A 23,607-nucleotide genomic window follows, 5' to 3' on the forward strand; every position below is an offset into this window, starting at 1 on the left:
CCCAACATGGCCTTCAAAGTTCTGCTGGTCGGCGAAAGCTGGACCACTTCCGAAACCCACTACAAGGGCTTCGACCAATTCGGTTCGGTGCATTTCCACACCGGCGCCGATCCGCTTCTCAAGGCGCTCAAGGGCACCGCGTTCGAGGTGGATTACATGACGGCCCACGAGGCGGCGGAAGGGTTCCCCTTCGAGATGGAGGGGCTCAAGGCCTATGACATCATCATCCTGTCCGACATCGGTGCCAACACCTTCCTGCTGCCGCCCGATGTCTGGCTGCGCTCGCAATGCCGTCCGAACCGGCTGCGGCTGCTGAAGGATTGGGTGGCGCAAGGGGGCAACCTGATCATGATGGGGGGCTATTTCTCGTTTCAGGGGATCGATGGAAAGGCACGTTGGCGCCGCACCCCGGTCGAGGATGTGCTGCCCGTGACCTGCCATCCGTGGGATGACCGTGTCGAGATCCCGGAAGGGGCCGTGGCGGAGGTGCTTGCGCCCGAGAACGCGATTTTCAAGGGCATCGAAGGTGCCTGGCCGCCGATCCTTGGCGTGAACGAAGTCGAAGCCAAGGCGGGCAGCAACGTGCTCGCCCGCCTGCCCGAGGAGCAGGGCGGCCATCCGCTTCTGGTCACCGGCAGCTTTGGCCAGGGGCGCACGGCGGCCTGGACCTCGGACATCGGCCCGCACTGGCTTTCGCCGGCGTTTTGCGACTGGGCCGGTTACAAGCAGCTTTGGCTCAATGTTCTCGGCTGGCTTGTCGCGCGGTGAGCAGAGTCTTGAACGGGCGTGGCGGGGCGATCTGCCCCCGCCACGCGCAAGGCTCAACCGGCAAGGAGGGCGCGCATTTCGGCCACGGTCGGGAACGCGCTGACGGTGCCTGCGCGCGCCACGGTATGGGCGGCGGCCGCGGCACCATGGGCCAGCGCGCGGGCATCCAGATCGGTGCCGCGCAGCGCCGCCGATCCGAGCGAGACCGCCATGAAACAATCGCCCGCACCGGTGGTATCGACCACCTTGCAGGGATGTGCGGGCACATGCAGGCTCTGTTGCGCCGTGATCAGCCGAGCGCCGTCGCCGCCAAGGGTCAGCACCACCTGCGTCACGCCCTGCCCATGCAGCGCGGCCACGCCACCCAAAGCGGCGGCCTCGCCTTCGTTGACATAGGCAATATCGACATGCGGCCAGAGGCTTGCGAAGTAATCTTGCAGCGGCGAGGGGTTGAAGGCGGTGGTCATGCCGCGCGCCTTGGCCGCGCGCAGCGCGGCCAGCGTGGTCTCCCCGCTCAGATTGCCCTGCATCACCAGCAAATCACCCGCCTCGGCCCCCGCCAGCGCAGCGCGTGCCTGTTCGGGGGAAAAAGCCTCGGCGGCCTCGCGGGTGGTGATGATCGCATTCTCGCCCGTCGCCGCCATCAGGATGGTCGAGGCATCGGTGGAAACACTGTCTTGCGCGATCAACTCCGCCAGCACCGGCTCGGCCTGCAAGCGCGTGGCGATTTCCTGCCCCCGTGCATCGCGGCCGACGGCCGCAAACAGCCGACACAGCACCCCGGTGCGCGCCAGCGCAATCGCCTGATTGGTGCCCTTGCCGCCCAGATCGCGCGACAGAGGGCGCCCGAAAACCGAGGCATCGGGCTGCACGAACCGATCGATCGCAAGCGTTTCGTCGAGCGCGGCATTGCCGATGACGTAGGCCTTCATCTCTCATTCTCACTTCGTGAAAGGTAAATCATGCAACTCATCTCTGACCGCACAGGTGGTGCGATAAGTGAGATCTTCGGGCGGGACAAGGCCTTGATCGGGATGATCCATTGCCCCGCCTTCCCGGGGGCGCCGCGCTACCGCGGCGAGACGGTCGACGCGATCTACGACGCTTGCATGCGCGATGCCGAACGGCTGATCGAGGGCGGGCTGCACGGCTTGATCGTCGAAAACCACGGCGATGTGCCGTTTTCCAAGCCCGAGGATATCGGCCCGGAGACCCCGGCCATGATGGCGGTCGTGACCGATCGTCTGCGCACGGCCTTTGGCGTGCCACTTGGCATCAACGTGCTTGCCAACGCGCCGCTTCCGGCGCTGGCCACAGCCGTGGCGGGGGGGGCGCAGTTCATTCGCGTCAATCAATGGGCCAATGCCTATGTCGCCAACGAGGGCTTCATGGAAGGCCGCGCGGCCGAGGCGATGCGCTACCGCGCGCTTTTGCGCGCCGAGCGGGTGAAGATCTTCACCGACAGCCATGTCAAGCACGGCGCCCATGCGATTGTGGCGGACCGCACGATTGGCGAATTGACCCGCGATCTGGCATTTTTCGATGCGGATGCGATCATCGCCACCGGCCAGCGCACCGGCAACTCGGCAACGGTCGAGGAGATCGAGGAGATCGGCGCCGCGACCCATCTGCCGTTGCTGGTGGGCTCGGGTGTCACCGAAGAGAACATTGGCATGATCCTGGATCGCACCAATGGCGTGATCGTCGCCTCCTCGCTCAAGGAAGGCGGCGTGTGGTGGAACCCGGTCGATCCGGCGCGGGTCAAATCCTTCGTTGCCGCCGCCAAGGAACGCCATGATGTCTGAACGTCTCAGTGACCGTATCCTGCGCGAAAATGAGCTGGTTTTCAATGCGATGGTGGCTCACCGCTTCACGCGGGACATTGCCGCCGACACGCTGCCCAAGGCGGTGTTCGACCGCTATCTGCTGATCGAGGGGGCTTTCGTGGAAACCGCGATTGCAATCTTTGGCTATGCGGTGGCGAAAACCTCCGACATGGGGGACCGGCGCAAGCTGATTGCCTCGCTCGACGCGCTCGCCAATGAGCAGATGCCCTATTTCGAGAACGCCTTTGCCGCGCGCGGCATTGCGCCGGATCCGGCGCTTCAGGCAGAGCCGCGGGTGGCGGCCTTCCGCGAGGGGATGCTGGCGATTGCGCGCGATGGCGATTTCACCGCGATCATCACCGCGATGTTTGCCGCCGAATGGATGTATTGGACGTGGTGCTCGGCGGGCATGGCGCACAAGATGAGCGATCCGATGGTGCATGACTGGGTGGCGATGCATGCCGCACCGGGCTTTGCGGCCCAGGCGCAATGGCTGCGCGACCGCATCGACCGGCTGTCGCAAGACATGAGCGCGGCGCAGAAAGACGAGGCCGTGCGCGTCTTTGGCCATGTGCAGCAGCTCGAGATCGATTTTCATTCTGCGGCCTATCTGGACTAGGCACGGGGGGGCGGCTCGACCGCCCCTTTTTCAAACGAACCCGGGGGATGAGCATGATCGACATCGTTGAACTGACCCGCCGCCTTGTGGCCTTTGACACGGTGAATCCGCCGGGGCGTGAAGCCGAGGCCATGGCCTGTTGCGCGGACCTGTTGCGGGAGGCCGGGTTCGACTGCCGGCTGACGCCGTTCGGGGCTGGGCGATGCAACCTCCTGGCCAGCAAGGGGCTTGAGCCGGGGCGCTCCGCGCTCGCCTTTTCGGGTCATCTGGACACGGTGCCCCTGGGGGCGCAGCCGTGGCGGCATGATCCGCATGAAGCGGTGGTGGCTGAGGGCTGCATCCATGGCCGGGGCACCTCCGACATGAAAGGCGGCGTCGCGGCCTTTTTGCTGGCGGCGCTCGAGGCCAAGCTGCCGCCGGGCGGGATTGTTATCCTGCTCACCGCGGGCGAGGAAACCGGCGCCGAGGGGGCCCGTGCCATGGCCGCGGCGCCTCTGCCAAAGATCGGCGCAATGATCGTGGCGGAATCGACGCTGAACCGCCCGGTGCAGGGGCATAAGGGCGCGCTGTGGCTGCGCCTCACCGCAACGGGCAAAACGGCCCATGGCGCGATGCCGCATCACGGGGTGAATGCGGTGATGAAGATGGCCCATGCGCTGACCCGTCTGGAAGGGCTCTGCCTTGGCCCGACCCATGCGGTGATGGGGCCGCCGACGCTGAACCTCGGCACGATTGCGGGCGGGCTGAACACCAATTCCGTGCCGGACCTTTGCACTGCAACGCTGGATCTGCGTTCGGTTCCCGGCGTCACGCATGACGATCTGCATGCGCTCGTGGCGGGCCGGCTGGGGCCGGAGATCAATATCGAGCGGATCATTGATCTGCCCGCGGTCTGGACGGAACCTGCGCATCCCTGGATGGCGGCGCTGGCCAGCCATGCCGCGCGCATCGCCGGGGTGGACACCAGCCCCACGGTGGTGAGCTATTTCACCGATGCCTCGATCTTCACACCGGTTCTGGGCGACGTTCCCACGATGATCCTGGGTCCGGGCGATCCCGCGCTCGCGCACCAGACCGATGAGTTTGTGTCGATCGACCGCCTGATCGCCGCGCGGGCGATTTATGCGACGGCAATCACGCAATGGGATGGGCAGAGCGCGCAAATCAGCTTTTGAGCTGACGCGCCCCTTTCCCGGCCCGGCCTGTCTCACGGTCTCCGGGAGAGCGATACCGCGCGGAAGCTCGGCAAGCGGTCATGCGATGCGGCGCCGCCCCGGCAGTTTCACAGGGGCATCTTGGCCTCGACCTTGGCCTCGACGCGGCGGCGGTCTTGGTGATCTCGAAGCGAGCGGGGTGCTTGATCTGGGGCACTGAGGCGCGATCCTGTCTGACCGGCAGCCCCTCGCGCTTTCGTGGTGACGCACGCGGCATCAGGGACTTGCCCTGCCGGTCAATGCAGATCAGGAGAGGCGGACCCGAACATGGAAAGCCCCGGAAGGATGTCCGATGATCTTGCGCGACAAGCCCAGCCCGCTTGATCTTGCCCTCGCCATCAAAGGGTCAATCATGCCCGCTGTGGCGCGGCCGGTCGCGGTGGTTGCGGTGGTGGCAACCGCGCTTACCGGGCTCGGGTTGCGGTTCCAGGTGCTGCCGGTGCTGGATCCTGTCTCGGTGACCGTTTTCGGCCTGGCGCTCTCGCTCTTTCTCGGGTTTCGCAACAATGCCGCCTATGAGCGCTGGTGGGAGGCGCGCCAGCTCTGGGGCGGCTTGCTCGCCGACCTGCGGATGCTCGCCCGCGAGGCAGAGATCTTCATTCCCGATTCCGCGCTGCGCCGCGAGGTGCTGCGCGATGCGCTGGCCTTTGCCCATTTGCACCGGGCGCGGCTGCGCGGGCGCCCGGCGGACCCGGATTGCCAGCGCCGGGCGCCAGACCTGATGGCGGCGCCCAATCCCGCATGTGCCGCGCTGGATCGGTTGACGGCAAAGCTTGCCGAAGCCCATCGCGCCGGCATGATCGACGGGTTCGGCGCGCGCGCGCTGACCCAGCGACTGGGGTCGATCTCACTGGCACAGGCGGGCAACGAACGGATCGCGCTTACCCCCCTGCCGTTTGTCTATTCCCTTCTGATCTATCGCACGATCTACATCTTCTGCCTGATACTGCCAGTCGCCCTCTTCGCGGCGGCGGGCTGGCTCACGCCGGTGATTGTCGTCATTGTCGCCTATGTCTTTCTCGGGCTGGCGGAGGTGAGCGAACAGATGTCTCAGCCCTTCGGGGATGCCCCCAACGCGCTGCCGCTTGATGCACTCTGCAGAGCGATGGAAATCAGCCTTGCGGCGCATCTGGGAGAGGACGCTCCCCCACCCCTCGCGCCGATTGACTACCAGCTGAGTTGAGCAAGCGATGGCGTAGACGCTCCGCCGGCGGCCTCGGTGTATCCAGATGGCGACAGCTTAACAGGGTTCGAAAGTACATCCGCGGCAACTTGGCAAAAGCGGCCATCCCTGAGTCGCTGCTGGAGAGGTGTGCGGGAAGCGCCCGTTGCACCATGCGCGCACCGGCCGATCAAGGGCGCGCATGGGGGCTCCCGCGCGGCAAAGATTGCCGCTCCAGACCGGCCCGCGAAAATGTCGCGTCAAGCCCGAGCCGCGCTTCCCTCTGTCCGTAAGCACGTGCTTATCGCCGCCGATGTCAGCGATCCGCGCATCGACGCTGCGGTTTTTCACGGCCATTCCTGCCCCAGCCGACACGGCTTGCCCGAACGCCCCGCCTCAGTGGCCGGCGGACGGGTCGACCTCAACAATGGAGTATCCGATGAAGAAAACTCTTCTGGCCACCGTGCTGATCCTCTCGCCCGTCGCGGCGCTGGCGATGCCCGCCGTGGGCGATGTCGTGGGCAGCAATCCCGCCGATGTGTCCGCCGCGCTTGCCGCGAAGGGCTGCACCGTTTCCGACTTCGAAGCCGAGGATGGCAAGGTCGAGGCGGTCTGCACCGATGCGGCCAAAGCGGTCTGGGAAGTGGTGATCGACCCGGCCTCGGGCGCCGTCACCGAGATCAAGGAAAAAGACTGATGCCGGGGCCGCTTGACCACAAAAAGGCGGGTCTGGCGGCGCGGCCGGCGGGGGGCTCCGTCCCCTCCGCCACCGTCTCTCCAACCACCGTCTCTCCGGCCACCGGCCTTGCCCAGCCGCCCGTCTGGGATCCGCTGATCCGGCTCACGCATTGGAGCGTTGCCGCGGCGGTGCTGGCAAACGGGCTTTTCACCAAGGCCGGGGGCGCGCTCCATGTCGGGCTGGGCTGGGCCGTGCTCGCGCTGCTTGCGCTGCGGTTTGGTTGGGGGCTCTTTGGCCCGATCGAGGCGCGCTTTTCGGCCTTTCCGCCCGCGCCGCGCGCCGCCCTTGCGCATTTGCACGGGCTCGCCCGGCGGCATCCGGCGCGCGAACATCCCTCGCACAATCCTGCGGGCGCGATGATGGTCTATGCGCTCTGGGGCGGGCTTTTGGTGATCTGCCTCACCGGGCTCTGGCTCACCGATGCCCGCTCGCCGATGCAGATTGCCGCGGATCAGGCGGCGGTGCTCTCGGGCGACTGGTCGGCGCTTGTGCAAACCGCCGCTGCGGGCGAGACTGGCGCCTCGGGCGAGATCAAAAAGACGGTGAAGACCGTGCATGAGCTGATGGCAAACCTGATCCTGATCTTCGCGGCCGTGCATGTGGCTGGCGTGGCGGTGGAAAGCCGCGCACTCGGGCACAACCTCGTGCGACCGATGCTCTGGCAACGCCGGACCAAGCGGGGCCCGGAGGCATGAGGCGTCCCACGCCCGATGCCGAGCGGCGGCATGCCGCGGTTCTTGCCGCGGTGGTGCTGCTGCAGGCGGTTGCCGTGCTCTTTTTCGTGGGCGATGCGGCCTCCGACATCCTGCGCGACGGGCCGGGGCCGGAAACGCTGTTTGAGGGCTTCATCGCCATTGCGCTCAGTTCGGGCGTGGTGGCGGGGGGCTGGCAATTGCGCCGCGCGCTCGAAACGCAGCGGGCGCAGGCGCGGGCGCTCGATGTCGCGCGGGGGGCGCTTGCCGAGGTGATCGAGGCGCAGTTTTCGCGCTGGGGGCTGACCCCCGCCGAGCGCGACGTTGCGCTTTTCGCCCTCAAGGGGCTCGATGTGGCCGAGATTGCCGAGCTGCGTGGCGCCGCGGCGGGCACGGTGCGCGCGCAGATGGCGCGGGTTTATGCAAAATCGGGCGTCTCGGGGCGGGCGCAATTCGCCGCGCTTTTCGTTGAGGATCTGCTGGGGTGATCCAGAGATGCCGCTTTGGTTGAGACCGGGTCGGCTCGCCTTCAGGCCCCCGCCAGTGGCCCCGCTGCGACTTTCCGCCCGCCTCGTCTCAACGATCTGCCCGCCTGACCCCATGATCCTCGCCGCCATGATCGCGGCGCGCCCGCTTTTATCGCCTGCCGCTCCCGATCGGGCGGAGGGCCGCTTTCGATTGCCGAGGGCGACAGCGCCACAATCTGACGGGGTGTTCCGGCGCCTCGATGCAGAAAGCGCGCGGCGGCGCCCTCTTTGTGTCGGCCCTCTGCCCCGGCAGTTGCGGCGGTCAACGATGCTGTGGCTCAATGGAAATCCCGGCTGGGAAAGAGCCGCTTGGCCTGTTCGCGCGGATGCTGCGCCCGGGGCGGCTGGCGGGCAGGCCGCGCGGCGGGGCGGGGAGCGTCGTCGGCCTCGGGGCGGGTCAGGCCCACCGCCGCATCCAGCGGGTGACCAAGCTCGGAAAGCCGCGGCGACAGATCCTCGATTCGTTCGGCGATCAGATGCACCACGATCCCCTCGCGTTCCAGCCGCCCGGTGACGCGCAGCAGACGCCCGCCCATGACGGCGCGGCGAAACCGTTCGTAGACCTTGGGCCAGACCACGATATTCGCCACCCCTGTTTCGTCTTCAAGGGTCAGAAAGATCACCCCGGAGGCGGTGCCGGGGCGCTGGCGGGTGATGACAAGGCCGCAAACGGAGCTGCGCTGCAACGGTGCCGTGGCCAGCCGGTCATGGCAGGTGAGGCCCGGCAGGCCGGGGCGCAACAGCTCCATCGGATGCGCGCGCAGGGTCAGCCGCAACGCGATGTAATCCTCCACCACCTCCTCGCCCAAATGCATCGGCGGCAGGGTCACGGCGGGTTCGATCCCGCCCTCGCCATCCAGCGGATTGGCAAACAAGGGCAAGGGCTTTGGCGCCCGGATCGCGCGCACCGCCCAAAGCGCATCGCGCCGCGTCAACCCCATGCCCGCAAAAGCATCCGCCTCGGCCAAGCGTTCGAGCGTGGCGGGCGCGAGCCCGGCGCGCAGCCACAGGCTTTCGATATCGGGGTAACCATTGCCGCGCGCGGCGACGATCCAGCCCGCATCCTCGGCGCGAAAGCCCTTGATCTGCCGAAAGCCCAGCCGCAACGCCAGCCGCCCGTCGGCCCGCCGCTCCAGCCGGTTGTCCCAGTCGGAGCGGTTCACGCAAATGGGCCGCACCTCCACCCCATGCTCGCGCACGTCGCGCACGATCTGCGCCGGGGCGTAAAACCCCATCGGCTGGGCATTCAAAAGCGCGCAGGCGAAGACCTCGGGGTGGTGGCATTTCAGCCAGGAGGAGACATAGGTCAGCATCGCGAAGGCGGCGGCATGGCTTTCGGGGAAGCCGTAATCGGCAAAACCCTCGATCTGGGCGAAACAGGCCTCGGCCACAGCCAGGGGATAGCCGCGCTCCGTCATGCCGGAAATGAACCGGTCGCGATGCGCGCCGATCGTGCCCATGCGGCGAAACGAGGCGAGCGAGCGGCGCAGCTGATCGGCCTCTTCGGCGGAATAGCCCGCCCCCACCACCGCAATCTGCATCGCCTGTTCCTGAAAAAGCGGCACGCCCAGGGTTTTTGCCGTGACGGCGGCCAGCGCGGGGCCAAAGGGCTCGGGCGCCTCCAGCCCCTGACGGCGGCGGATATAGGGCTTGACCATGCCGCCCTGAATTGGGCCGGGGCGCACAATCGCCACCTCGATCACCAGATCGTAAAACGTGGCGGGCTTCATGCGCGGCAGAAAATTCATCTGCGCCCGGCTTTCAACCTGAAACACCCCCACCGCATCGGCCCGCTTCAGCATCGCATAGGTGGCCGGGTCTTCCTGTGGGACCGTCGCCAGATCCAGCCGCAGCCCCTTGTGCGCTTCGAGCAGATCAAAGCTCTTGCGCAGGCAGGTCAGCATGCCAAGGCTGAGCACATCGACCTTGAGGATGCCGAGCGCGTCGATGTCGTCCTTGTCCCATTCGATGCAGGTGCGCCCCTCCATCGCGGCGTTTTCGATCGGGCAGAGCGCGTCAAGCCGCCCGCGGGTGATGACAAAGCCCCCGACATGTTGGCTCAGATGCCGCGGAAAGCCGATGATCTCGGAAATCAGCCGGATCGTCAGCGCCAGCCGCCGGTCGTCGGGGTTGAGGCCGATCTCACGCAGGCGCGCCGGGTCTGCCCCTTGGTTCGACATGCCCCAGATCTGCCCCGAGAGCGCCGCCGTCACATCGGCGGAGAGCCCCATCACCTTGCCCACCTCGCGGATCGCGGCGCGGGTGCGGAAATGGATCACCGTGGCGCAAAGCCCGGCGCGGTCGCGGCCGTATTTTTCATAGATCCACTGGATCACCTCTTCGCGGCGTTCGTGTTCAAAATCGACGTCGATATCGGGCGGCTCGCCGCGATGGCGCGAGATGAAACGCTCGAACACCATGCCGATCATGTCGGGCGAGACATCCGTGATCCCCAGCAGATAGCACAGGATCGAATTGGCGGCCGAGCCGCGGCCCTGACAAAGGATGCCGCGGGCGCGGGCGAAGTGCACGATGTCATGCACCGTCAGGAAATAGGGCGCATAGCCCAGTTCTCCGACCAGGCCGAGTTCCTTGGCCATCAGCTGATGCACCCGCTCGGACGCGCCTTGCGGATAACGCCGCGCGAGCCCTTCGCGGGCCAGCCGTTCCAGCCGGGCCTGCGGCGGTTCCGTGTCGTCCTCGCCGGGGTAATCATAGCTGAGTTCTGCAAGGTCAAAGGCGCAGCGCGCGGCAATTTCCAGCGTGCGGCGGATCGCGGCGGGGTGGTGGCGGAACAGCCGCGCCATCTCGTCTGCAGCTTTCAGGCGGCGTTCGGCGTTGGGCAGCGCCCGGGTGCCGATGGCGTCGATGGTGCGGCCCTCACGCAGGCAGGTCAGCACATCGGCGAGCGGGCGGCGCGCGGCGCGGTGCATCAGCACATCGCCCACCGCCACCATCGGCGTCGAGGCCCGCAAGGCGAGATCGGCACAGCTGCGAAACCAGGCCTGATCGGTGCCGTCATAGCGCGGCGCGGCGCCCAGAAAGACATGGCCGGGGAACTGCCGTTGCAACCGGTGCAAGGGCGCCAGCGCGCTCGCAAGGTCGGGCGGCGGCAAGGCGATCAGGATCAGCCCGGCGCCACCCGCGGCCAGATCGTCGAGGGTCAGGGCGCATTCTCCCTTGCCGGCCCGCCGCTTGCCAAGGGTCAGAAGCTGTGAGAGCCGCTCATAGGCCGGACGGTCGGTGGGCAGGGCCAGAAACTCGGTCGCGCAATCGCGCAAGGCAAGCCGCGCACCGATGATCAGCCGCGGCAGATCCGGCGTCGCGGGCCGCGCCAGGGGTGCCGCGGGGGCGAGGTCCAAGCGCGAGGACGGGTCGGTTTGGCTGGCCGAGCGGATGCGCAGCGCCTCGGTCTCCTGCCGCAGGGTTTTGAGCGCCGAGAAGGCCCGCACCACCCCGGCCAGCGAATTGCGGTCGGTGATGGCGATGGCGGCGAGCCCGAGTTCGGCGGCACGGGCCACCAGTTCCTCGGGGTGCGAGGCGCCGGTGAGGAAGGTGAAATTCGACGTCACGCAGAGCTCGGCATAAGCGGCGGAATTGGGCGTATTTGAACCAGGAAAACCGCTCATGCGAATTCGCCCTGCACGAACCAGCTGGGGTTTTGCGGCGTAAAGAAGAGCCAGAGCCGGCGGCCCTCGGCAGTGTCCACCCGCCAATAGTCGCGCAGCCCGTGCCGCCAGTTCTCATCCTCGAGCCACCATTCCGGGGTGATCCGCTCGGGTCCGGTGGCGCGGGCGGTGGTGAGCGGCATGGCCCGCCAGCGGAACCTTGCGGGCGGGGTGGGGCCGCTCGCCATGATCGGCTCGGGCGGAAAGAGGCGCAGCGGGCGCGGGCGCGGGGCGTGAAACCCGCCTTGCGCGGTGCTGAAGGCCGCAGGGGCAATCAGGAAGCCGCGTTCGGGGATGTGGCTTTCGGCGGGCAGGAAGCGGTAGATGTTCTCAAGCCCGATCCGGGTGCCCAGCCTTGTGAGCAGATCGGTCAGCCGGTCGGGGCTGGCGACCGGGGTCGCGCCCAGCTGCGCGGGGGCGAGCGGCTCGACCTGCGTCGCCTCAAGCCGCAGCTGGTCGATGCCGAACCCCGCATCGACCCCGGCCAGACCGCGGGCGAAAAGCGGCAGGATCCGCGCGGGGTCGCGCATCGGCGCGGCCAGACGCAATTCGACCTGCTGGCTCGCCTGATCGACGCGGCGCAGCGTAAGGCAAAGCCGCCGCGCCCCGGCCTGATGCGCGGCAAGCCGGGCGCAGAGCGGGTCCAGCAGCCGGGTCAGCCCGGCCATCACGTCGCTTTCCAGCCCGATCGGCTCGGGCAGGGTCATCCGGGTGGCGAACTGCGGCGGCTCGGTCGCGGGGGTGACGGGCTCGGGGCTCTGGCCCAGCGCCTGATCGAGCCGGGCGAGCAGCTCGGGGCCAAAGCGGCGCGCAAGCGGCGCGCGCGGGCTGGCAGCCAGATCGCCGATGCGGCGCAGCCCCAGCCGTTGCAGCCCGGTCACCGTGTCCGGGGCGAGCCGCAGCGCCGCGACGGGCAAGGCGAGCAGATCGGGTTCGGGGGCCTCGGCGGAAGGATCGCCAAAATGCGCCAGCGCCCAGGCGGCGCCGCGGCTCGCCCCCCGCCCCAGCTGCGCGGTGATCCCCGCCCGTTCGAGCCGCGCCCGAATGTCGGCGCACATCGCCCCCTCGCCGCCCCACAGATGCGCCGCGCCGGTGACATCGAGCACCAGACCGTCGGTGCCCTCCAGCCCGACCCAGGGGCAATAGCGCTCCGCCCAGCGCCGCAGCCCGGCCAGAAACCGCGCGTCGAGATCGGGGCGCGCCGGACGGCTGACCAGCCCGGGACAGAAGCTGCGCGCATCCGCCATCCGCATGCCGCGGTGCAGACCCACCCCCTCGGCCTCGGCGTTCAGGCAAAAGAGCGTTTCGGCATTGCCCAACCGTTGCACCAGCGCGAAGGGGCCATCGACCGGGCAGGCGCGCAGGGCCCGGTCACTTGCCAGCCGGGGAAACCAGATCGAGACGATTCGCCTCTGCGTTCCAGCAAACATTCCACGCGCCCAATGTTCCCATTTTGTTCTTTATAATTTCCCACCGCATCGGAGTCGAGTCCGTGCCCGCCGCATCAAAGATCGGCAGGACCCGCCAGCGCGTTTCGGCGGCGTTCGAGCCCATGCCTTCGGGGATCAGGCACAGCCCCGTCGTGGCGCCCGCACCGGCCGCCAATTGCAGCCGCCGCCCCTCGCGCAGATCAAGCGGGCGGGTGATTTCCAGCACGACAAGGGCAAGGCTGCCGTCTTTCAGCGCCTCCTCGGCGAGCGCGAGGCTGTCGGTCTGGGTTGGCGGGCGCGCGATCAAAACCCGGGCGGGGTCAACAAAGGGCAAAAGTCCCAAAGGGTTGAGGGTCTCGGTCAGCCAGGTCTCGCGCAGCCACAGAACCGGCCCCTGCAGGCTCGCGGCGGTGCAGGCGGCAAAGGCGGGGGCAGAGGGGCCGCAGACCTCGTGGACGCGGCCCGGGCGCAGCGGGAAAAAGGGAAGATCAGCGCAGGACATGCGCACAGGGTAACGCGAAAGGCCGGGCTTTCCAACGCCCCGACCCGCGATGGCCCAGCAACGGGCCCGGCGGTGCCCCCGTTGCAAAGGCCGCCCCCGGTTCGGCAAGGCGAGGCTTCGCGCCTGCGCAAAAGCGTCCGCCGCGCCCCGCAGCCTTGGCGCCTGTGGCTGGCGCTCGGCTCCCGCTTTGTGCGCGGCCGTTCCGGGGTGACGGTCCGGGGCGCCAGCGGATGCGCGAGCGCATGCAGATCCGTCCTTTGCGTCAGGGGTCAGAACTTGCGCCCCGCAAGCCGTTTGGAGAGATCGGCGATGATGCGCTTGGCGATCACGTCGTAATTGCCGTCGAAATGATGCCCGCCCGTCATCGCGACGGGTTCGATGCCGGGGGTCTTGACGTCATGGCAGGCATCGTCGTCGTCGCCCGCGCCATAGAAGCATTGCACCAGATCGGGGCGGTCCATCCGCGCGATGTCGTCAAGCGGATCTCCCGCGCCCCCGGCTTGCTCGAGCCCCAGCCAACCATCTACCGAGACCTGATAATCCACCTGATGCGAGAGCCCCATCAGCGTGACCTGCGCAACCGCCTTGCGGTCCTTGGGCGGCAAAAGATCATAGGTGGCGGGCAGGATGTCGGCCCCGAAGGAATAGCCCGCAAGCACGACATGATGCACATGCCATTTGGCGCGATAGGCGGTGATGATGCGCACCAGATCTTCGGCGGTCTCTTTCGCCGTCCGCTCGGACCAGAAATAGCGCAGTGAATCCACCCCCACGACGGGCACGCCGCTGGCCTGCAGAGCGGTGCCCACCTGCATGTCGATGTCGCGCCAGCCGCCATCGCCGGAGTAGAACACGACCATCGTATCCTGCGCGGGTTTGGCGTCGTAGATTGTCAGCGGCAGCCCCAGCGGGCTGTCCGTTCCGGTCTGCACCGCGATCCGGTCACGCAGCGCCGAGAGCAGCGCCCGGTGCGGATCGTCGGTCACATCCCGGGTAACGAGATCTGGATGGGCGGCTTGCAGCTGCGCCAGATGGGCGCGCCCGTCTGCCGGGGCGCTTGGGGAAAAGAGCGCCTCGACGGCGGCGGGCAGATCGCCCGGAGCGAGGTCGTAAACCGTGGCCGCGGCCTCGTTCCGGTGCGGGGCATCGGTGCAGATCGTCTTTTGCAGCGCCAGTCCCGCCCTTGGATCGACCGCCAACCCCGCATCAATCGTTGCCAGCGGGCTTTGCGCGATCATGTCGAGCGCGAGCGTGCCCCCGGCGCCGGTGCCCGCAAGGATCGGAGTGGCATAGGCCTGCCCGCCGCCGGCGCGCTGCAGCTGATGGGCAAGGCTTTCGATGTCGGACACCATGTAGACGCAATCGCCGGGATCGGCGTCGAGGCGGCGCAGATAGCTCGGCAGATCGATCCCGATCACCGCCGCGCCCTCCGCGCGCAGGGCCTCTGCCGTAGTCTCATCGGCGTCTTGCCAACCGGTCTGATCCGAGATCAGCACGACCATCGCCTTTGGCGCCCCGTCGGGGCGAAGGATATGATCGGGCGGTATCATCCCCAGATCGAAGCGTGGCCCGGCGGGGTCGCCGGGGAGCGCCACCGTTGCGGAAGCGGTTGCGGCGCCCGTCCCGGCCCACAGTGGCGGGGCAAGCACCAGCGCGCCAAGCGCAATTACCGTTGCAAGGCGTTTCATCATTTCCCGATCACTCCACGCATTCCGCCACCGATCAGCAGGGCTGCATCCATCAGGGCCAAGGCGGCACCTGCCGGGCCCGCAACCGCGAGGTAACGCGGCTCCCACCTGGGGTGAAACTTCGCCTTGAACGCGCGCAGGCCGCGGAAATTGTAAAACCGCTCACCATGCTCAAAGAGCACCGCGCCGAGATGGTCCCAGACCGGGGCGAGCTCATGCCGCGTGAGCCCGGCGAGCGGGGCCATGCCAAGGTTGAAGCGCGCAAATCCTTCTGCGCGCAGATGCTCGAAGAGACACAGGAAGAGATAATCCATCGTCCCGTCCGGCGCATCGGGCGCAAAGCGCATCAGATCGACTGTCGCCTCTGCTTTCGTTTCGGTCACCGCAACGGTTGCAAAGGCGATGATCTCGCCCGCTTTGCGCAGCACCGCCACGGGTTGCGCCGCCACATAGGCCGGATCGAAGGCCCCGAGCGAAAACCGCTTTTCGCGCGCGGCGTGCTGCGCGAGCCAGGCTTGCGAGACGCGGTGCAGATCCGCCATTACCGCGGGCACGTCTTCGGGCGGGATCATCGCGAAGTCGAGCCCCTCGCGCTGGCCACGGTTCCATGCGGCGCGATGGCCCGCATTGCGCCGCCCCGAAAGCGTGAAGCCGGCAAGGTCGATCAGCGCGCATTCGCCCATCTTGTAGGCCCGCAACCCGGCATCGGCACAGGCTGACAGAAGCGCGGGCGAAATCTGATAAAAGACGGCCCGTCCACCGCAGGCCGCCGCTGTCTCGATGAAGCGCCAGACCAGTTCGGGGAAGTCCTGCGCGTCGCCCACGGGATCGAGCAGCGCAATCCACGACCGCCCCTGCACGCCATACATGAGAAAGGATCGACCGCTTGCGGAGAAGAGCAGCGGCTTGTCGCCCATTCGCACCAGATTGGCATCGGCAATATCCTGGCCGCGCACGATCGCGGTGGCGCGGTCGATCTCTGCCACGGTGGGCAGCGCGGGGCGGCTGGCAACCGGGCGCAACAGGCTCCAGGTTGCGATCGCGAGCGCGGCAATCATCAGCCCGAGGAGCGCGCGCAGGCTGCGCGGCACATCCTGCTCGAATTCGAACTGCCACCAGAGCGCGTGGCTGTATCCGGTGTCGCGATAGACGAAGACCATGATCGCCACCGAAGCGCCGATCAGCACCGTCATCGCGGCGAGCCAGTTCACGCCGAGCACCTGGCGCGTCAGCGAGGCATGGCGATTGAAGGCGCGCCGGTTCATCAGGAGCGCGATCACGAAGAGGGCCAGCACCGAGGCCTGCACCAGCGCCACCGACTTGGGCAAGGAGAGCACAAGCGCGAGCGCAGCCGCCAGAACGGCAACGAGCCAGGCGCCGTCGAGCCGCTGGCCCAGCCCCCGCGCGGCGACGAACAGCACGAGGCCAAGCAGGCTGGAAAGGAAGTGCGCCGCCTCGATGATCGGCAACGGCAGGCGCGCCGAGAGGTAATTCATCGCGCCCTCGCTGACCGGGGTGGCGCCGGAGAACACGAGCATTGCCGCCACGATCAGGGCGAAGGCCGAGAGGATCGAGGGCGCCAGCCGCGCCATCGACTGGCCCAGTTGCACCGCAAGGGCGGTTTGCCCGAAGCGGCGCAATTCGGTGACGACGAGCAGCACCAGTGCCAGCGTGAGCGGCAGCCCATGATAGATCACGCGGTAGACGATCAGCGCGCCCAGAAGGCTGTCGGCGCCCGCACTCTGCTGCAAGCCCGCGAGCATCACCGCTTCGAACACGCCGAGCCCGGCGGGAACATGGCTGATGATCCCCACCCCCACCGCCACGCAATAGATGGCGAAGAAGCCGGGCCAGGAGACATCGAGCCCCGGCATCAGCACATAGAGCACCGAGGCGGAGGCCGCCATGTCGAGGGCGGAAACCAGCACCTGACGCGAGGCGGTGCGGGTATCGGGCAGATGCAGCGTGATGCCCGCAAGCCGCACGCCCCGTGCCCGGCCGCCAAAGGCCTGAAGCAGCGCCAGTGCGGCAAGCACTGTCACCGCCAGAACGCGCAGGGCGACCGGATCCCAGCCGATCGCCCGGGCGATCTGCGGCGCCACGATCAGGGTGGAAATCCCGGCCATCAGCATCAGCCCCATGCCGAAGGCTAGGGTGACAAAGGCGACCACCTGCGCCACTTCGCCCGGGTCGAGGCCGAGTTTCGAATAGGCGCGAAACCGGATCGCACCGCCGCTGAGCGCTCCGAATCCGATCGTGTTGCCGATCGCATAGGCCAGAAAGGAGGTCAGCGAGACCACCAGCAACGGCAGCCTTCGGCCGATATAGTCGAGCGCATTCGCATCGTAAAATGCGAGCGCTGCGAAGCTGAGCGCGGTGAAGAGCAGCGCAAGCCCGATCGACCAGGGGTGCAGGGTTTGCATCTGGGCCAGCACGTCATCATAACGCACCTCGGAAGTCAGGCGCAGGATCGACCAGACCATGAGTGCAAAGACGGCGAGCATCGCGAGCGCGGCCAGAAGCCCCTGAATGCGGGCAAGACGGGTCCAGATCGTCGGGCGCTCCTGCGTGAAGGCTTCCGTCTGTGGGGTGGGGCAAGGCGCGTTTCCGTCCTGAGGCAGGGCAGAAGCCGTCGCGGATGAGGACATGTCGGATCACCTTGTCATGAGCCTGAGACACGCAAATTCCGGTCGGGGTCAAGACCGGTCGCGCGGCGCAATCTCCGCTCGCGGCGCAGGGAGGTCCAACCAACAGTTGCTGACGGCCAATCACATCGTTGCGCCTGCACCGTGTGTGAAACCGGCTGCCTCCTCCCGGCAAGGGGGATCTGCTGCGCGGCTTTCATGTATTCCCTGAACCGCGCCGGTTTTGCCAACAGCCTCGCCCGCCATTGCGACGGGGAACATGTGCCCGCCGCTCCGGCGGCCGGTGTCCCGCCGCTTTCGCCGCACGCACAGCTTCGGCCCGGCGCTCCCCTCGCGGGATGCCAAGCGCCGCAAAAGCTTCACCCGCCAGATCCCGCGCCGTCTCGTACCGCGCGCTCAACGGGCTGGCCGAGGCCTGCAACAAGAGCTGCCGCCCGCTGTATTTCAATACCTTTTCGCGCCAGATCGAGAATATCGTCACGGCGATCACGGAAGGCATGTTCTATCCGAGCATGAAGTCGAAGATGGAGGCGCTTGCGGCGCGTCAGGCGGAGCTTGAGGCGTTGCTTGCGGCCTCCCCTGCCCCGTCGGTGGTTGCGGTTTCACCCGTCGATGGCAGGGACGTATCGGAAGCGGATCCGGGAGCTGATCGCAGCGCTGACTGAGCCCGCGCATGCGAGCGAGGCGAAGGATGCGATCCGCGGCCTGATCGAGAAGATCGTGCAGCGTCCCGTGCCGTCAACGACGGCGAAAGGGGGCGTGGACCTGGTGGCAGACCTTCACGGCTCGCTGGCAGGGCTGTTGCGTCTGGCGACGGGTCAGCCCGTGCATGTGGTGACGCGCGGCGCAGCCGGAACTGGGGCCACGGAGGTGCAACTTGTGTCGAACGGCACGGCGATGCGTTCGTAAGCTGTTGATCTTGCGTGATTTTTTGGTTGCGGGGTAGGATTTGAACCTACGACCTTCAGGTTATGAGGCGGACCAAAAGGAGAACATCAGACCCTTAGATTTCAACAACTTACGCGGCAAGCCATTGATCTCGCTTGATTACCTTTCCGCTCTCAAACGCAACCGGCGGATGCGGCTGTAGCCCAAACCGTGAACGAGGTCGGTCGACAGGTTGACCTATTGTTGACCCGGCTTTGCGCTCGGTTGCCGTTTTGCCTTCCCCTCGACAGCCACCCAGTCCGAAATAGCCTTTCATTCCGACCACTCCTCATGTGCGAGCGGCGCCGCGTTGAGTTCATCCCTGATCAGTCGCCAGTTTGGCAGTTTTTGCTCGAGGATGGCCACGAAGCGATCAGAATGGTTATCATACAAGGCCCTCTTGGCGGGCGTGTTCACAACAGCAGGATACGAGGTCGTCTTTTCCGGACTCTTTGCCTGCTTCGTCAGTTCGACGATCTTCGCCAGATAGGCCTCGTAGTCGATCGCTTCCGTCTTTCGCTGGGCGATAAGGGCGTCCAGCAGCTCGGACATCTTCTCGTAATACTTCGGATTGATCGGCGTCTCGTCGATGATCAGTTTCCGGACGTTGTTTTCGATGGTCTCAGCGACCGCTTCCCTGTTCTTGCGGATGCCGCTCGGCAAAGCCGCCACGGCCTTAGTTCCACGCTCGACGATCAACTGGATCAAGGAGAGGTCATCAAACTTGGAAATGACCTCGCTTTCCTCGGCCCGAATATAGGTATCGATCAAATGCCGCATCGCAGGCTCGAACATCTTCAGATCGATGTAGTCGCCGCTCGCAAGCTTCACTTCATTCCTCACCTTCTCAAAGTGGTCAACATCGGCCCTGATGCCGTCCGCTTCATGATCGGAATAGCCAGCCTCAGACATTTCGCTGGCGATATCCGCGTAGGCCCGCAGCAGGGCAGGCACATCAGCGAAGTAGAGGGAGCACGCAAAGGAATTTCATTAGAACTCCGGTCGGTGCGGCCCTCCGTCAAAGAGCAGATCAAGTTCACATACCTTGCGCCCGTCCGATCCCTGAGACTACACTGCGCCGGAGCGATGCAGCGAGACGGACTGGATGACAGCCAATGACCAACTGATCCGAATGGGTGCAGCTGCTGTCGGCAGTTGGCGGATCACCAATCCTCATGGAACAATCCAAGCAGCTGGGTCGACCTTCAATGGGCTCGATCTTTCCGGAATAAACCTTGAGAAAGCGGACTTGCGAAAATGTCAGTTCACAAATTGTGACCTCCGACACTGCAATATGTCCCGTGCTCTACTCGATCACGCTAAATTCGATAAGTGCAATCTCGACTCGGCAAATTTTTCAGGTGCATCAGTTAGATCGACTCGGTTCGAAGATGTTCAGATGAGTGGGTGTGATCTTACTGATGTGCCGAGCCTTGGGAGAATAGCAACCCTAATCATCAGTGAAAATCCAAAGAAGGCACCTAAATACGATAAATCGGTGTTGCCTGCGATCGACCGCTATTTTGGATGGGATCGCGTACGCTTCCTCTCATCTGTGTCAATCTTTGTGCCATCCTACGCCTCCTTGACCATTTCAGTACTATACTTGGGGGCAATCTCATGGATCAACTTTGGAATACGAAAAGTCGAAATAACCATCCGGGATGCATACCCCATGGTATCGGCACCCATATTTGAAGAAGTTACCCCCAGCTGGATACACCTAGGTGTGATTGCAAGCTTCTTCTTCCTTGCGGTGGCGGCGACAACATTTCTAGCCTGCCCCGAACGTATCTCGGAGTTCAGCAGAGAAAGATGGCTCCATGAGGCAAAGAACGCTGAAATTCTTTATGATCAGTCTACTTGGCAAAAACCTGCCGCCAGATTGATTTGTGTCATGAGCCTGCTCGCTGGTGGAAGTCTTGGTGCCTTTCTCTTGGGCCGATCAATTGTCAGAAGCACTCATTTCATTTTGACACAACTAAATTGAAGGACCCAAAATGCCTATAAGGATAAACATCCAGTTCATCACAAGCTTTGCCGAAGAGAAGATCGGCAACCGGCGAGACATTTGTGAAGACCTCAAGCTCCTAGCACTTGTATACAAGTCGATAGGTAATTGCATATCCGTCTCTTCCGGAGGAGACGACTTCAGAACTCGTGTATTGTCATTCATAACACAAGCTTTATCTGCAAGTGCACGACTTCTCTCCACAGAAACTGTTAGCGCGCTGAGCGTTTCATCTATCTCAGCGCTGGAAAAATTTGCAATTTTGCACTTTGTATCTGCTCAGCGCGCCTTTCTCAGAGGTGTCGAGACTCTGTTAAACAATCTCGAAGTCAGTGGCAAAGGTGAGAACAAGCGTCAACCAGCCGAAAGAAGCAAAGCTTCTCGTGAGCGAAAGGATGTGATCGAAAGAGCTGCAGAAATCGCAGCCGGAATTGATTTGCCTTACATGATGACGGAGCATCCATCGTCCCAGATTTCCACCTACTTCAAGGACTACGAGGAGCTTATTTCTTGTCTAGTTGACCCGACAGAAGTAGCAACTCTAGATCGCGAGCCATTGAAGCGCTGCATTGAGCTATCGATGCATGAGTATTCGGCATGGATATCAGGAGACACTGAAGCAGCAACCGCAGTTCGTTCGTTTCTGAACTACGAACAACAACATGCCACCAAGAATTCGGTAATCGACAATGTCAACGGCCTAATACTGGCCTTGAAGGACTGGTTGCCAACAAACGGCGCCGAAGAAAAACGCAAGGAGAAGTGGCAGGCTTACCGAAAGACCTTGTCTTCGCTTCCGGACGATCGAGCTACGATGTTCGATGAAGCCTTCGGTGTGCGCAACGTGTTTGTCCAACCGACGGCCACTTACCGTGTTGCAGGGGTGAAGCGATCTAAACCCGTTCCAGTAGCAGATGTTGCCGGGCTTCTAGGTACGCTGATAAGTGCACGAACCCCGGCCGATGATCTCATCCTGCTCTGCGGAGGGCCAGGGTCTGGGAAGTCCACTCTCTGCAGAGTACTTGCTAGTGAGCTTGCCGGGAATGATCAGATCCACCCGATCTTCCTGCGGCTTCGCCGCCTCACAGACACCCAAGACGTGGCCAGCTTCATTGAAGGGCATCTCCAGAATGAGGGCCTCATAGATAAATTTTCTGACTTGGGAAGTGTTCAAAACTTGGTGCTCATCCTCGACGGCTTCGACGAACTAGTAATGGCTAGTCGCTCAAAGCTTAGAGAGTTCTTCAACGCATTGAAAGATGACCTATCGAGCGGTCCTCTCCGGGATGCCAAGGCCATTGTTTCCGGGCGTGACACCCTGTTTCCCAATGGCGCGGGGCTTCCAATCGGGGCGCATGTTGTTTCTCTTGAACCATTTGATCGACAGCGCGTAGAGAAATGGGGATCAAAATGGAGGGTGCTACATAAGGGTCGAGGGGTCGATAACTTCTTCCCAGAAAAGTTGCTATCGGATGGCAAGGCAAAAGGGCGAGATCGGTCACCCCTTGAGCACCTTGTTTCTTGGCCTTTAACGCTTCACCTTGTAGCACGGGCACACACCTCCGGGTCAATCGACTTAAAACCCGAGAATGCAAGATTAGTCGAAAAGGCCGTTCTGTATCGATCAATTGTTGCGGATACAGCTCTGCGCCAGGAGAATCAGGCTAGCGGCCACGGCCGCCTCAACCCAGAGCAGATGCGACAGTTTGTGCAGGCGATAGCCTGGGAAATGTATAGTACCGGACGAGAGGCGCTCGATGTAAATGAAGGTTTGCCCATCTTGCGGTCAATCCTACCGGCAGCAACTGATGCCGATTTGGCTGAGCTTGCAGACGTGACAATCGTCAATCAACCCGAGCTTACAAAGGGAGAAGAGACAGGGTTTGAGTTCGTTCACAAGAGTTTTTCTGAGTACTTTGCTGCCGAAGTCATTGCTACATCCCTAGAGAAAGCTTGTTTTCAGACACAGCAGTGGGGATCCAAGGAAAAGACCTGGGCAATGAGTGTCCATGACGCAACCCAATCGCTCGGTTCACTCTTTTCGATGCGCCTTCTTACCGCGGAAGTCCAGGAAATGCTGGAGCCCATGCTTGGCGACTTTAGGTCCTTCCTTGATGGGGATAGCGCACAGCTAACTGGAACCGCTTCTAGTAAGCTTCTTGCCAGCCTCGAGATTAAGTTGAAGCGCCTTGAGGAACTGCTTGTTGACTTCAGTGGTGGCAACTACCTTGATGTCATCGCTCAGATTACCAAACTGCAAAGGCCACGCCTTAGCCCACTTGAGAGCTTTGGAAATTACGCCTCTGCCCTACTTTTCGTTTCTGTTGCCCTGGCAAATCGAATAGATCGACTGGACCGAAAGAAAGACAGATGCGTCAGCATCCCAGCGCAAGCACTTATTCGGCTTCTCCATATGATCCTCAGTGGCGAAATTCAGATCGATGCGACCTTTTCAGAAAGAGGGCTTACTAGGATCGACACTGCTTCAGTCGGGCAAGAGAAGGTTGATATTGCATTTCCGCCGATAGCTCCCGTGCTTCTCCAAGGAGTGCGCGGACTAACTATTCCGCTGTCCGATGCAGTAGAGCGACTTGGAGCTGCCTTACGGACTACACAGTTAGAAAACGTTCTTCTTAGCTTGATGCTTGAAGCAAGCGGAAGCAAGTTCGACGGCATGCGCCATCATCGTAGGTTTCAGTCGGATTTTTGGAGATACGAAAGCAGGGGCTCGATCGACCATTTGCAGCGAAGCTTCGGTACGGGGTCGTTCCCGGGAGCCGCAGAAGAACTTCACTATTTCGAACGCCGTGTTTTCGATGTTGTGGAACGCTTTCGATCGACTTCGGATGTTGCCACTTCCCGTCAGAGGTTTGACGAAGTTCTCTATCGCATCCGCGATGTCTTGAGTGATGGGTATCGTGGCGGATATCGGTTTCGAGAGATCGATGATCGGTTCCGCATGATATTTGAACACATTCTCGATGGTTCTGGCGAACCAGCTCGGAGGCCCAAGGCGCCCAAACAGGAGAATTGAGCAGCTGTCTGCCAAGGGCGCAAGGTCTCCTTGTTTGTCCAGAGAAAGAGCGAGATCTCTAGCGCGATTGCTAGTGGTTGAGAGCTGAGGACATGATCGAGGACGAGGCAGAGGGGCTTGAGGCGGCCGAATAGACCGCCTTTCCTGCCAAGCGC

The 23,607-nt window shown here is 63.9% G+C and carries 18 protein-coding genes; 11 read left to right on the forward strand and 7 right to left on the reverse strand.

What is annotated here, in order from left to right; all coding sequences use genetic code 11:
• Positions 1 to 6: 6 nt before the first annotated feature.
• Entirely contained in the window at positions 7 to 768 is a 762-nt protein-coding gene (locus ACFSM0_RS17485) for a glutamine amidotransferase (RefSeq protein ID WP_377393591.1), read from the forward strand.
• Positions 769 to 821: 53 nt separating this feature from the next.
• Here ACFSM0_RS17485 and ACFSM0_RS17490 read toward each other — a convergent pair whose 3' ends face one another.
• Complete coding sequence (locus tag ACFSM0_RS17490) at positions 822 to 1,700, reverse strand: PfkB family carbohydrate kinase (RefSeq protein WP_377393594.1); 879 nt, start codon at positions 1,698 to 1,700, stop codon at positions 822 to 824.
• A 30-nt stretch (positions 1,701 to 1,730) separates the two neighbouring features.
• On the opposite strand from ACFSM0_RS17490, the gene ACFSM0_RS17495 reads away from it, so the two are divergent.
• The 7 genes from ACFSM0_RS17495 (at position 1,731) to ACFSM0_RS17525 (ending at position 7,508) form a co-directional block, all read left to right on the forward strand.
• Positions 1,731 to 2,573, forward strand: a complete 843-nt coding sequence (locus tag ACFSM0_RS17495) for a BtpA/SgcQ family protein (RefSeq protein ID WP_377393597.1) — start codon at positions 1,731 to 1,733, stop codon at positions 2,571 to 2,573.
• Positions 2,566 to 3,213, forward strand: coding sequence for a TenA family protein (locus ACFSM0_RS17500; RefSeq protein ID WP_377393600.1), 648 nt, complete (start codon positions 2,566 to 2,568; stop codon positions 3,211 to 3,213). The genes ACFSM0_RS17495 and ACFSM0_RS17500 overlap by 8 nt, the downstream gene beginning before the upstream one ends.
• 53 nt (positions 3,214 to 3,266) lie before the next feature.
• A complete protein-coding gene (locus ACFSM0_RS17505; RefSeq protein WP_377393603.1) occupies positions 3,267 to 4,388 on the forward strand; it encodes a M20 family metallopeptidase in 1,122 nt (373 codons plus the stop codon).
• 331 nt (positions 4,389 to 4,719) lie between these two features.
• Entirely contained in the window at positions 4,720 to 5,610 is an 891-nt protein-coding gene (locus ACFSM0_RS17510; RefSeq protein ID WP_377393606.1) for a bestrophin family protein, read from the forward strand.
• A 418-nt stretch (positions 5,611 to 6,028) separates the two neighbouring features.
• A complete protein-coding gene (locus tag ACFSM0_RS17515) occupies positions 6,029 to 6,286 on the forward strand; it encodes a PepSY domain-containing protein (protein WP_377393609.1) in 258 nt (85 codons plus the stop codon).
• Positions 6,286 to 7,023, forward strand: coding sequence for a cytochrome b/b6 domain-containing protein (locus ACFSM0_RS17520; RefSeq protein WP_377393612.1), 738 nt, complete (start codon positions 6,286 to 6,288; stop codon positions 7,021 to 7,023). Before ACFSM0_RS17515 ends, ACFSM0_RS17520 begins: the two co-directional genes overlap by 1 nt.
• Entirely contained in the window at positions 7,020 to 7,508 is a 489-nt protein-coding gene (locus tag ACFSM0_RS17525) for a helix-turn-helix transcriptional regulator (protein WP_377393615.1), read from the forward strand. Before ACFSM0_RS17520 ends, ACFSM0_RS17525 begins: the two co-directional genes overlap by 4 nt.
• A 317-nt stretch (positions 7,509 to 7,825) precedes the next feature.
• Here ACFSM0_RS17525 and ACFSM0_RS17530 read toward each other — a convergent pair whose 3' ends face one another.
• The 5 genes from ACFSM0_RS17530 to mprF all read right to left on the reverse strand — a co-directional run bounded on the left by ACFSM0_RS17530 (position 7,826) and on the right by mprF (position 17,483).
• Positions 7,826 to 11,176, reverse strand: a complete 3,351-nt coding sequence (locus ACFSM0_RS17530; protein WP_377393618.1) for an error-prone DNA polymerase — start codon at positions 11,174 to 11,176, stop codon at positions 7,826 to 7,828.
• Complete coding sequence (locus tag ACFSM0_RS17535) at positions 11,173 to 12,645, reverse strand: Y-family DNA polymerase (RefSeq protein ID WP_377393621.1); 1,473 nt, start codon at positions 12,643 to 12,645, stop codon at positions 11,173 to 11,175. Before ACFSM0_RS17535 ends, ACFSM0_RS17530 begins: the two co-directional genes overlap by 4 nt.
• Complete coding sequence (locus tag ACFSM0_RS17540; RefSeq protein ID WP_377393624.1) at positions 12,587 to 13,147, reverse strand: ImuA family protein; 561 nt, start codon at positions 13,145 to 13,147, stop codon at positions 12,587 to 12,589. Before ACFSM0_RS17540 ends, ACFSM0_RS17535 begins: the two co-directional genes overlap by 59 nt.
• Positions 13,148 to 13,416: 269 nt before the next feature.
• A complete protein-coding gene (locus tag ACFSM0_RS17545) occupies positions 13,417 to 14,838 on the reverse strand; it encodes an AcvB/VirJ family lysyl-phosphatidylglycerol hydrolase (RefSeq protein WP_377393627.1) in 1,422 nt (473 codons plus the stop codon).
• Entirely contained in the window at positions 14,835 to 17,483 is a 2,649-nt protein-coding gene (mprF, locus tag ACFSM0_RS17550; RefSeq protein WP_377393630.1) for a bifunctional lysylphosphatidylglycerol flippase/synthetase MprF, read from the reverse strand. Before mprF ends, ACFSM0_RS17545 begins: the two co-directional genes overlap by 4 nt.
• A gap of 609 nt (positions 17,484 to 18,092) precedes the next feature.
• Between mprF and ACFSM0_RS17555 the strand changes: the two genes are divergently transcribed.
• The gene (locus tag ACFSM0_RS17555) at positions 18,093 to 18,389 is read left to right on the forward strand and encodes a hypothetical protein (protein ID WP_377393633.1); all 297 of its coding nucleotides are present in this window, start codon (positions 18,093 to 18,095) and stop codon (positions 18,387 to 18,389) included.
• A 291-nt stretch (positions 18,390 to 18,680) separates the two neighbouring features.
• On the opposite strand, the gene ACFSM0_RS17560 is transcribed toward ACFSM0_RS17555, so the two are convergent.
• Complete coding sequence (locus tag ACFSM0_RS17560; RefSeq protein WP_377393636.1) at positions 18,681 to 19,361, reverse strand: hypothetical protein; 681 nt, start codon at positions 19,359 to 19,361, stop codon at positions 18,681 to 18,683.
• A gap of 151 nt (positions 19,362 to 19,512) precedes the next feature.
• Between ACFSM0_RS17560 and ACFSM0_RS17565 the strand changes: the two genes are divergently transcribed.
• Positions 19,513 to 20,397, forward strand: a complete 885-nt coding sequence (locus ACFSM0_RS17565; RefSeq protein WP_377393639.1) for a pentapeptide repeat-containing protein — start codon at positions 19,513 to 19,515, stop codon at positions 20,395 to 20,397.
• A gap of 10 nt (positions 20,398 to 20,407) precedes the next feature.
• Positions 20,408 to 23,452, forward strand: coding sequence for an NACHT domain-containing protein (locus ACFSM0_RS17570; RefSeq protein WP_377393642.1), 3,045 nt, complete (start codon positions 20,408 to 20,410; stop codon positions 23,450 to 23,452).
• The last annotated feature ends 155 nt before the right edge of the window (positions 23,453 to 23,607 follow it).

The sequence above is a fragment of the Rhodobacter lacus genome, assembly GCF_042683065.1.
Taxonomy (GTDB): Bacteria; Pseudomonadota; Alphaproteobacteria; order Rhodobacterales; family Rhodobacteraceae; genus Rhodobacter; species Rhodobacter lacus.

What these genes read in the sequence shown, in the direction of transcription:
- ACFSM0_RS17485 (WP_377393591.1), top strand. Translation starts at nt 7, where the DNA reads ATGGCCTTCAAAGTTCTGCTGGTCGGCGAAAGCTGGACCACTTCCGAA.
- ACFSM0_RS17490 (WP_377393594.1), bottom strand. Translation starts at nt 1,700, where the DNA reads ATGAAGGCCTACGTCATCGGCAATGCCGCGCTCGACGAAACGCTTGCG.
- ACFSM0_RS17495 (WP_377393597.1), top strand. Translation starts at nt 1,731, where the DNA reads ATGCAACTCATCTCTGACCGCACAGGTGGTGCGATAAGTGAGATCTTC.
- ACFSM0_RS17500 (WP_377393600.1), top strand. Translation starts at nt 2,566, where the DNA reads ATGTCTGAACGTCTCAGTGACCGTATCCTGCGCGAAAATGAGCTGGTT.
- ACFSM0_RS17505 (WP_377393603.1), top strand. Translation starts at nt 3,267, where the DNA reads ATGATCGACATCGTTGAACTGACCCGCCGCCTTGTGGCCTTTGACACG.
- ACFSM0_RS17510 (WP_377393606.1), top strand. Translation starts at nt 4,720, where the DNA reads ATGATCTTGCGCGACAAGCCCAGCCCGCTTGATCTTGCCCTCGCCATC.
- ACFSM0_RS17515 (WP_377393609.1), top strand. Translation starts at nt 6,029, where the DNA reads ATGAAGAAAACTCTTCTGGCCACCGTGCTGATCCTCTCGCCCGTCGCG.
- ACFSM0_RS17520 (WP_377393612.1), top strand. Translation starts at nt 6,286, where the DNA reads ATGCCGGGGCCGCTTGACCACAAAAAGGCGGGTCTGGCGGCGCGGCCG.
- ACFSM0_RS17525 (WP_377393615.1), top strand. Translation starts at nt 7,020, where the DNA reads ATGAGGCGTCCCACGCCCGATGCCGAGCGGCGGCATGCCGCGGTTCTT.
- ACFSM0_RS17530 (WP_377393618.1), bottom strand. Translation starts at nt 11,176, where the DNA reads ATGAGCGGTTTTCCTGGTTCAAATACGCCCAATTCCGCCGCTTATGCC.
- ACFSM0_RS17535 (WP_377393621.1), bottom strand. Translation starts at nt 12,645, where the DNA reads ATGTTTGCTGGAACGCAGAGGCGAATCGTCTCGATCTGGTTTCCCCGG.
- ACFSM0_RS17540 (WP_377393624.1), bottom strand. Translation starts at nt 13,147, where the DNA reads ATGTCCTGCGCTGATCTTCCCTTTTTCCCGCTGCGCCCGGGCCGCGTC.
- ACFSM0_RS17545 (WP_377393627.1), bottom strand. Translation starts at nt 14,838, where the DNA reads ATGATGAAACGCCTTGCAACGGTAATTGCGCTTGGCGCGCTGGTGCTT.
- mprF (WP_377393630.1), bottom strand. Translation starts at nt 17,483, where the DNA reads ATGTCCTCATCCGCGACGGCTTCTGCCCTGCCTCAGGACGGAAACGCG.
- ACFSM0_RS17555 (WP_377393633.1), top strand. Translation starts at nt 18,093, where the DNA reads ATGGCAGGGACGTATCGGAAGCGGATCCGGGAGCTGATCGCAGCGCTG.
- ACFSM0_RS17565 (WP_377393639.1), top strand. Translation starts at nt 19,513, where the DNA reads ATGACAGCCAATGACCAACTGATCCGAATGGGTGCAGCTGCTGTCGGC.
- ACFSM0_RS17570 (WP_377393642.1), top strand. Translation starts at nt 20,408, where the DNA reads ATGCCTATAAGGATAAACATCCAGTTCATCACAAGCTTTGCCGAAGAG.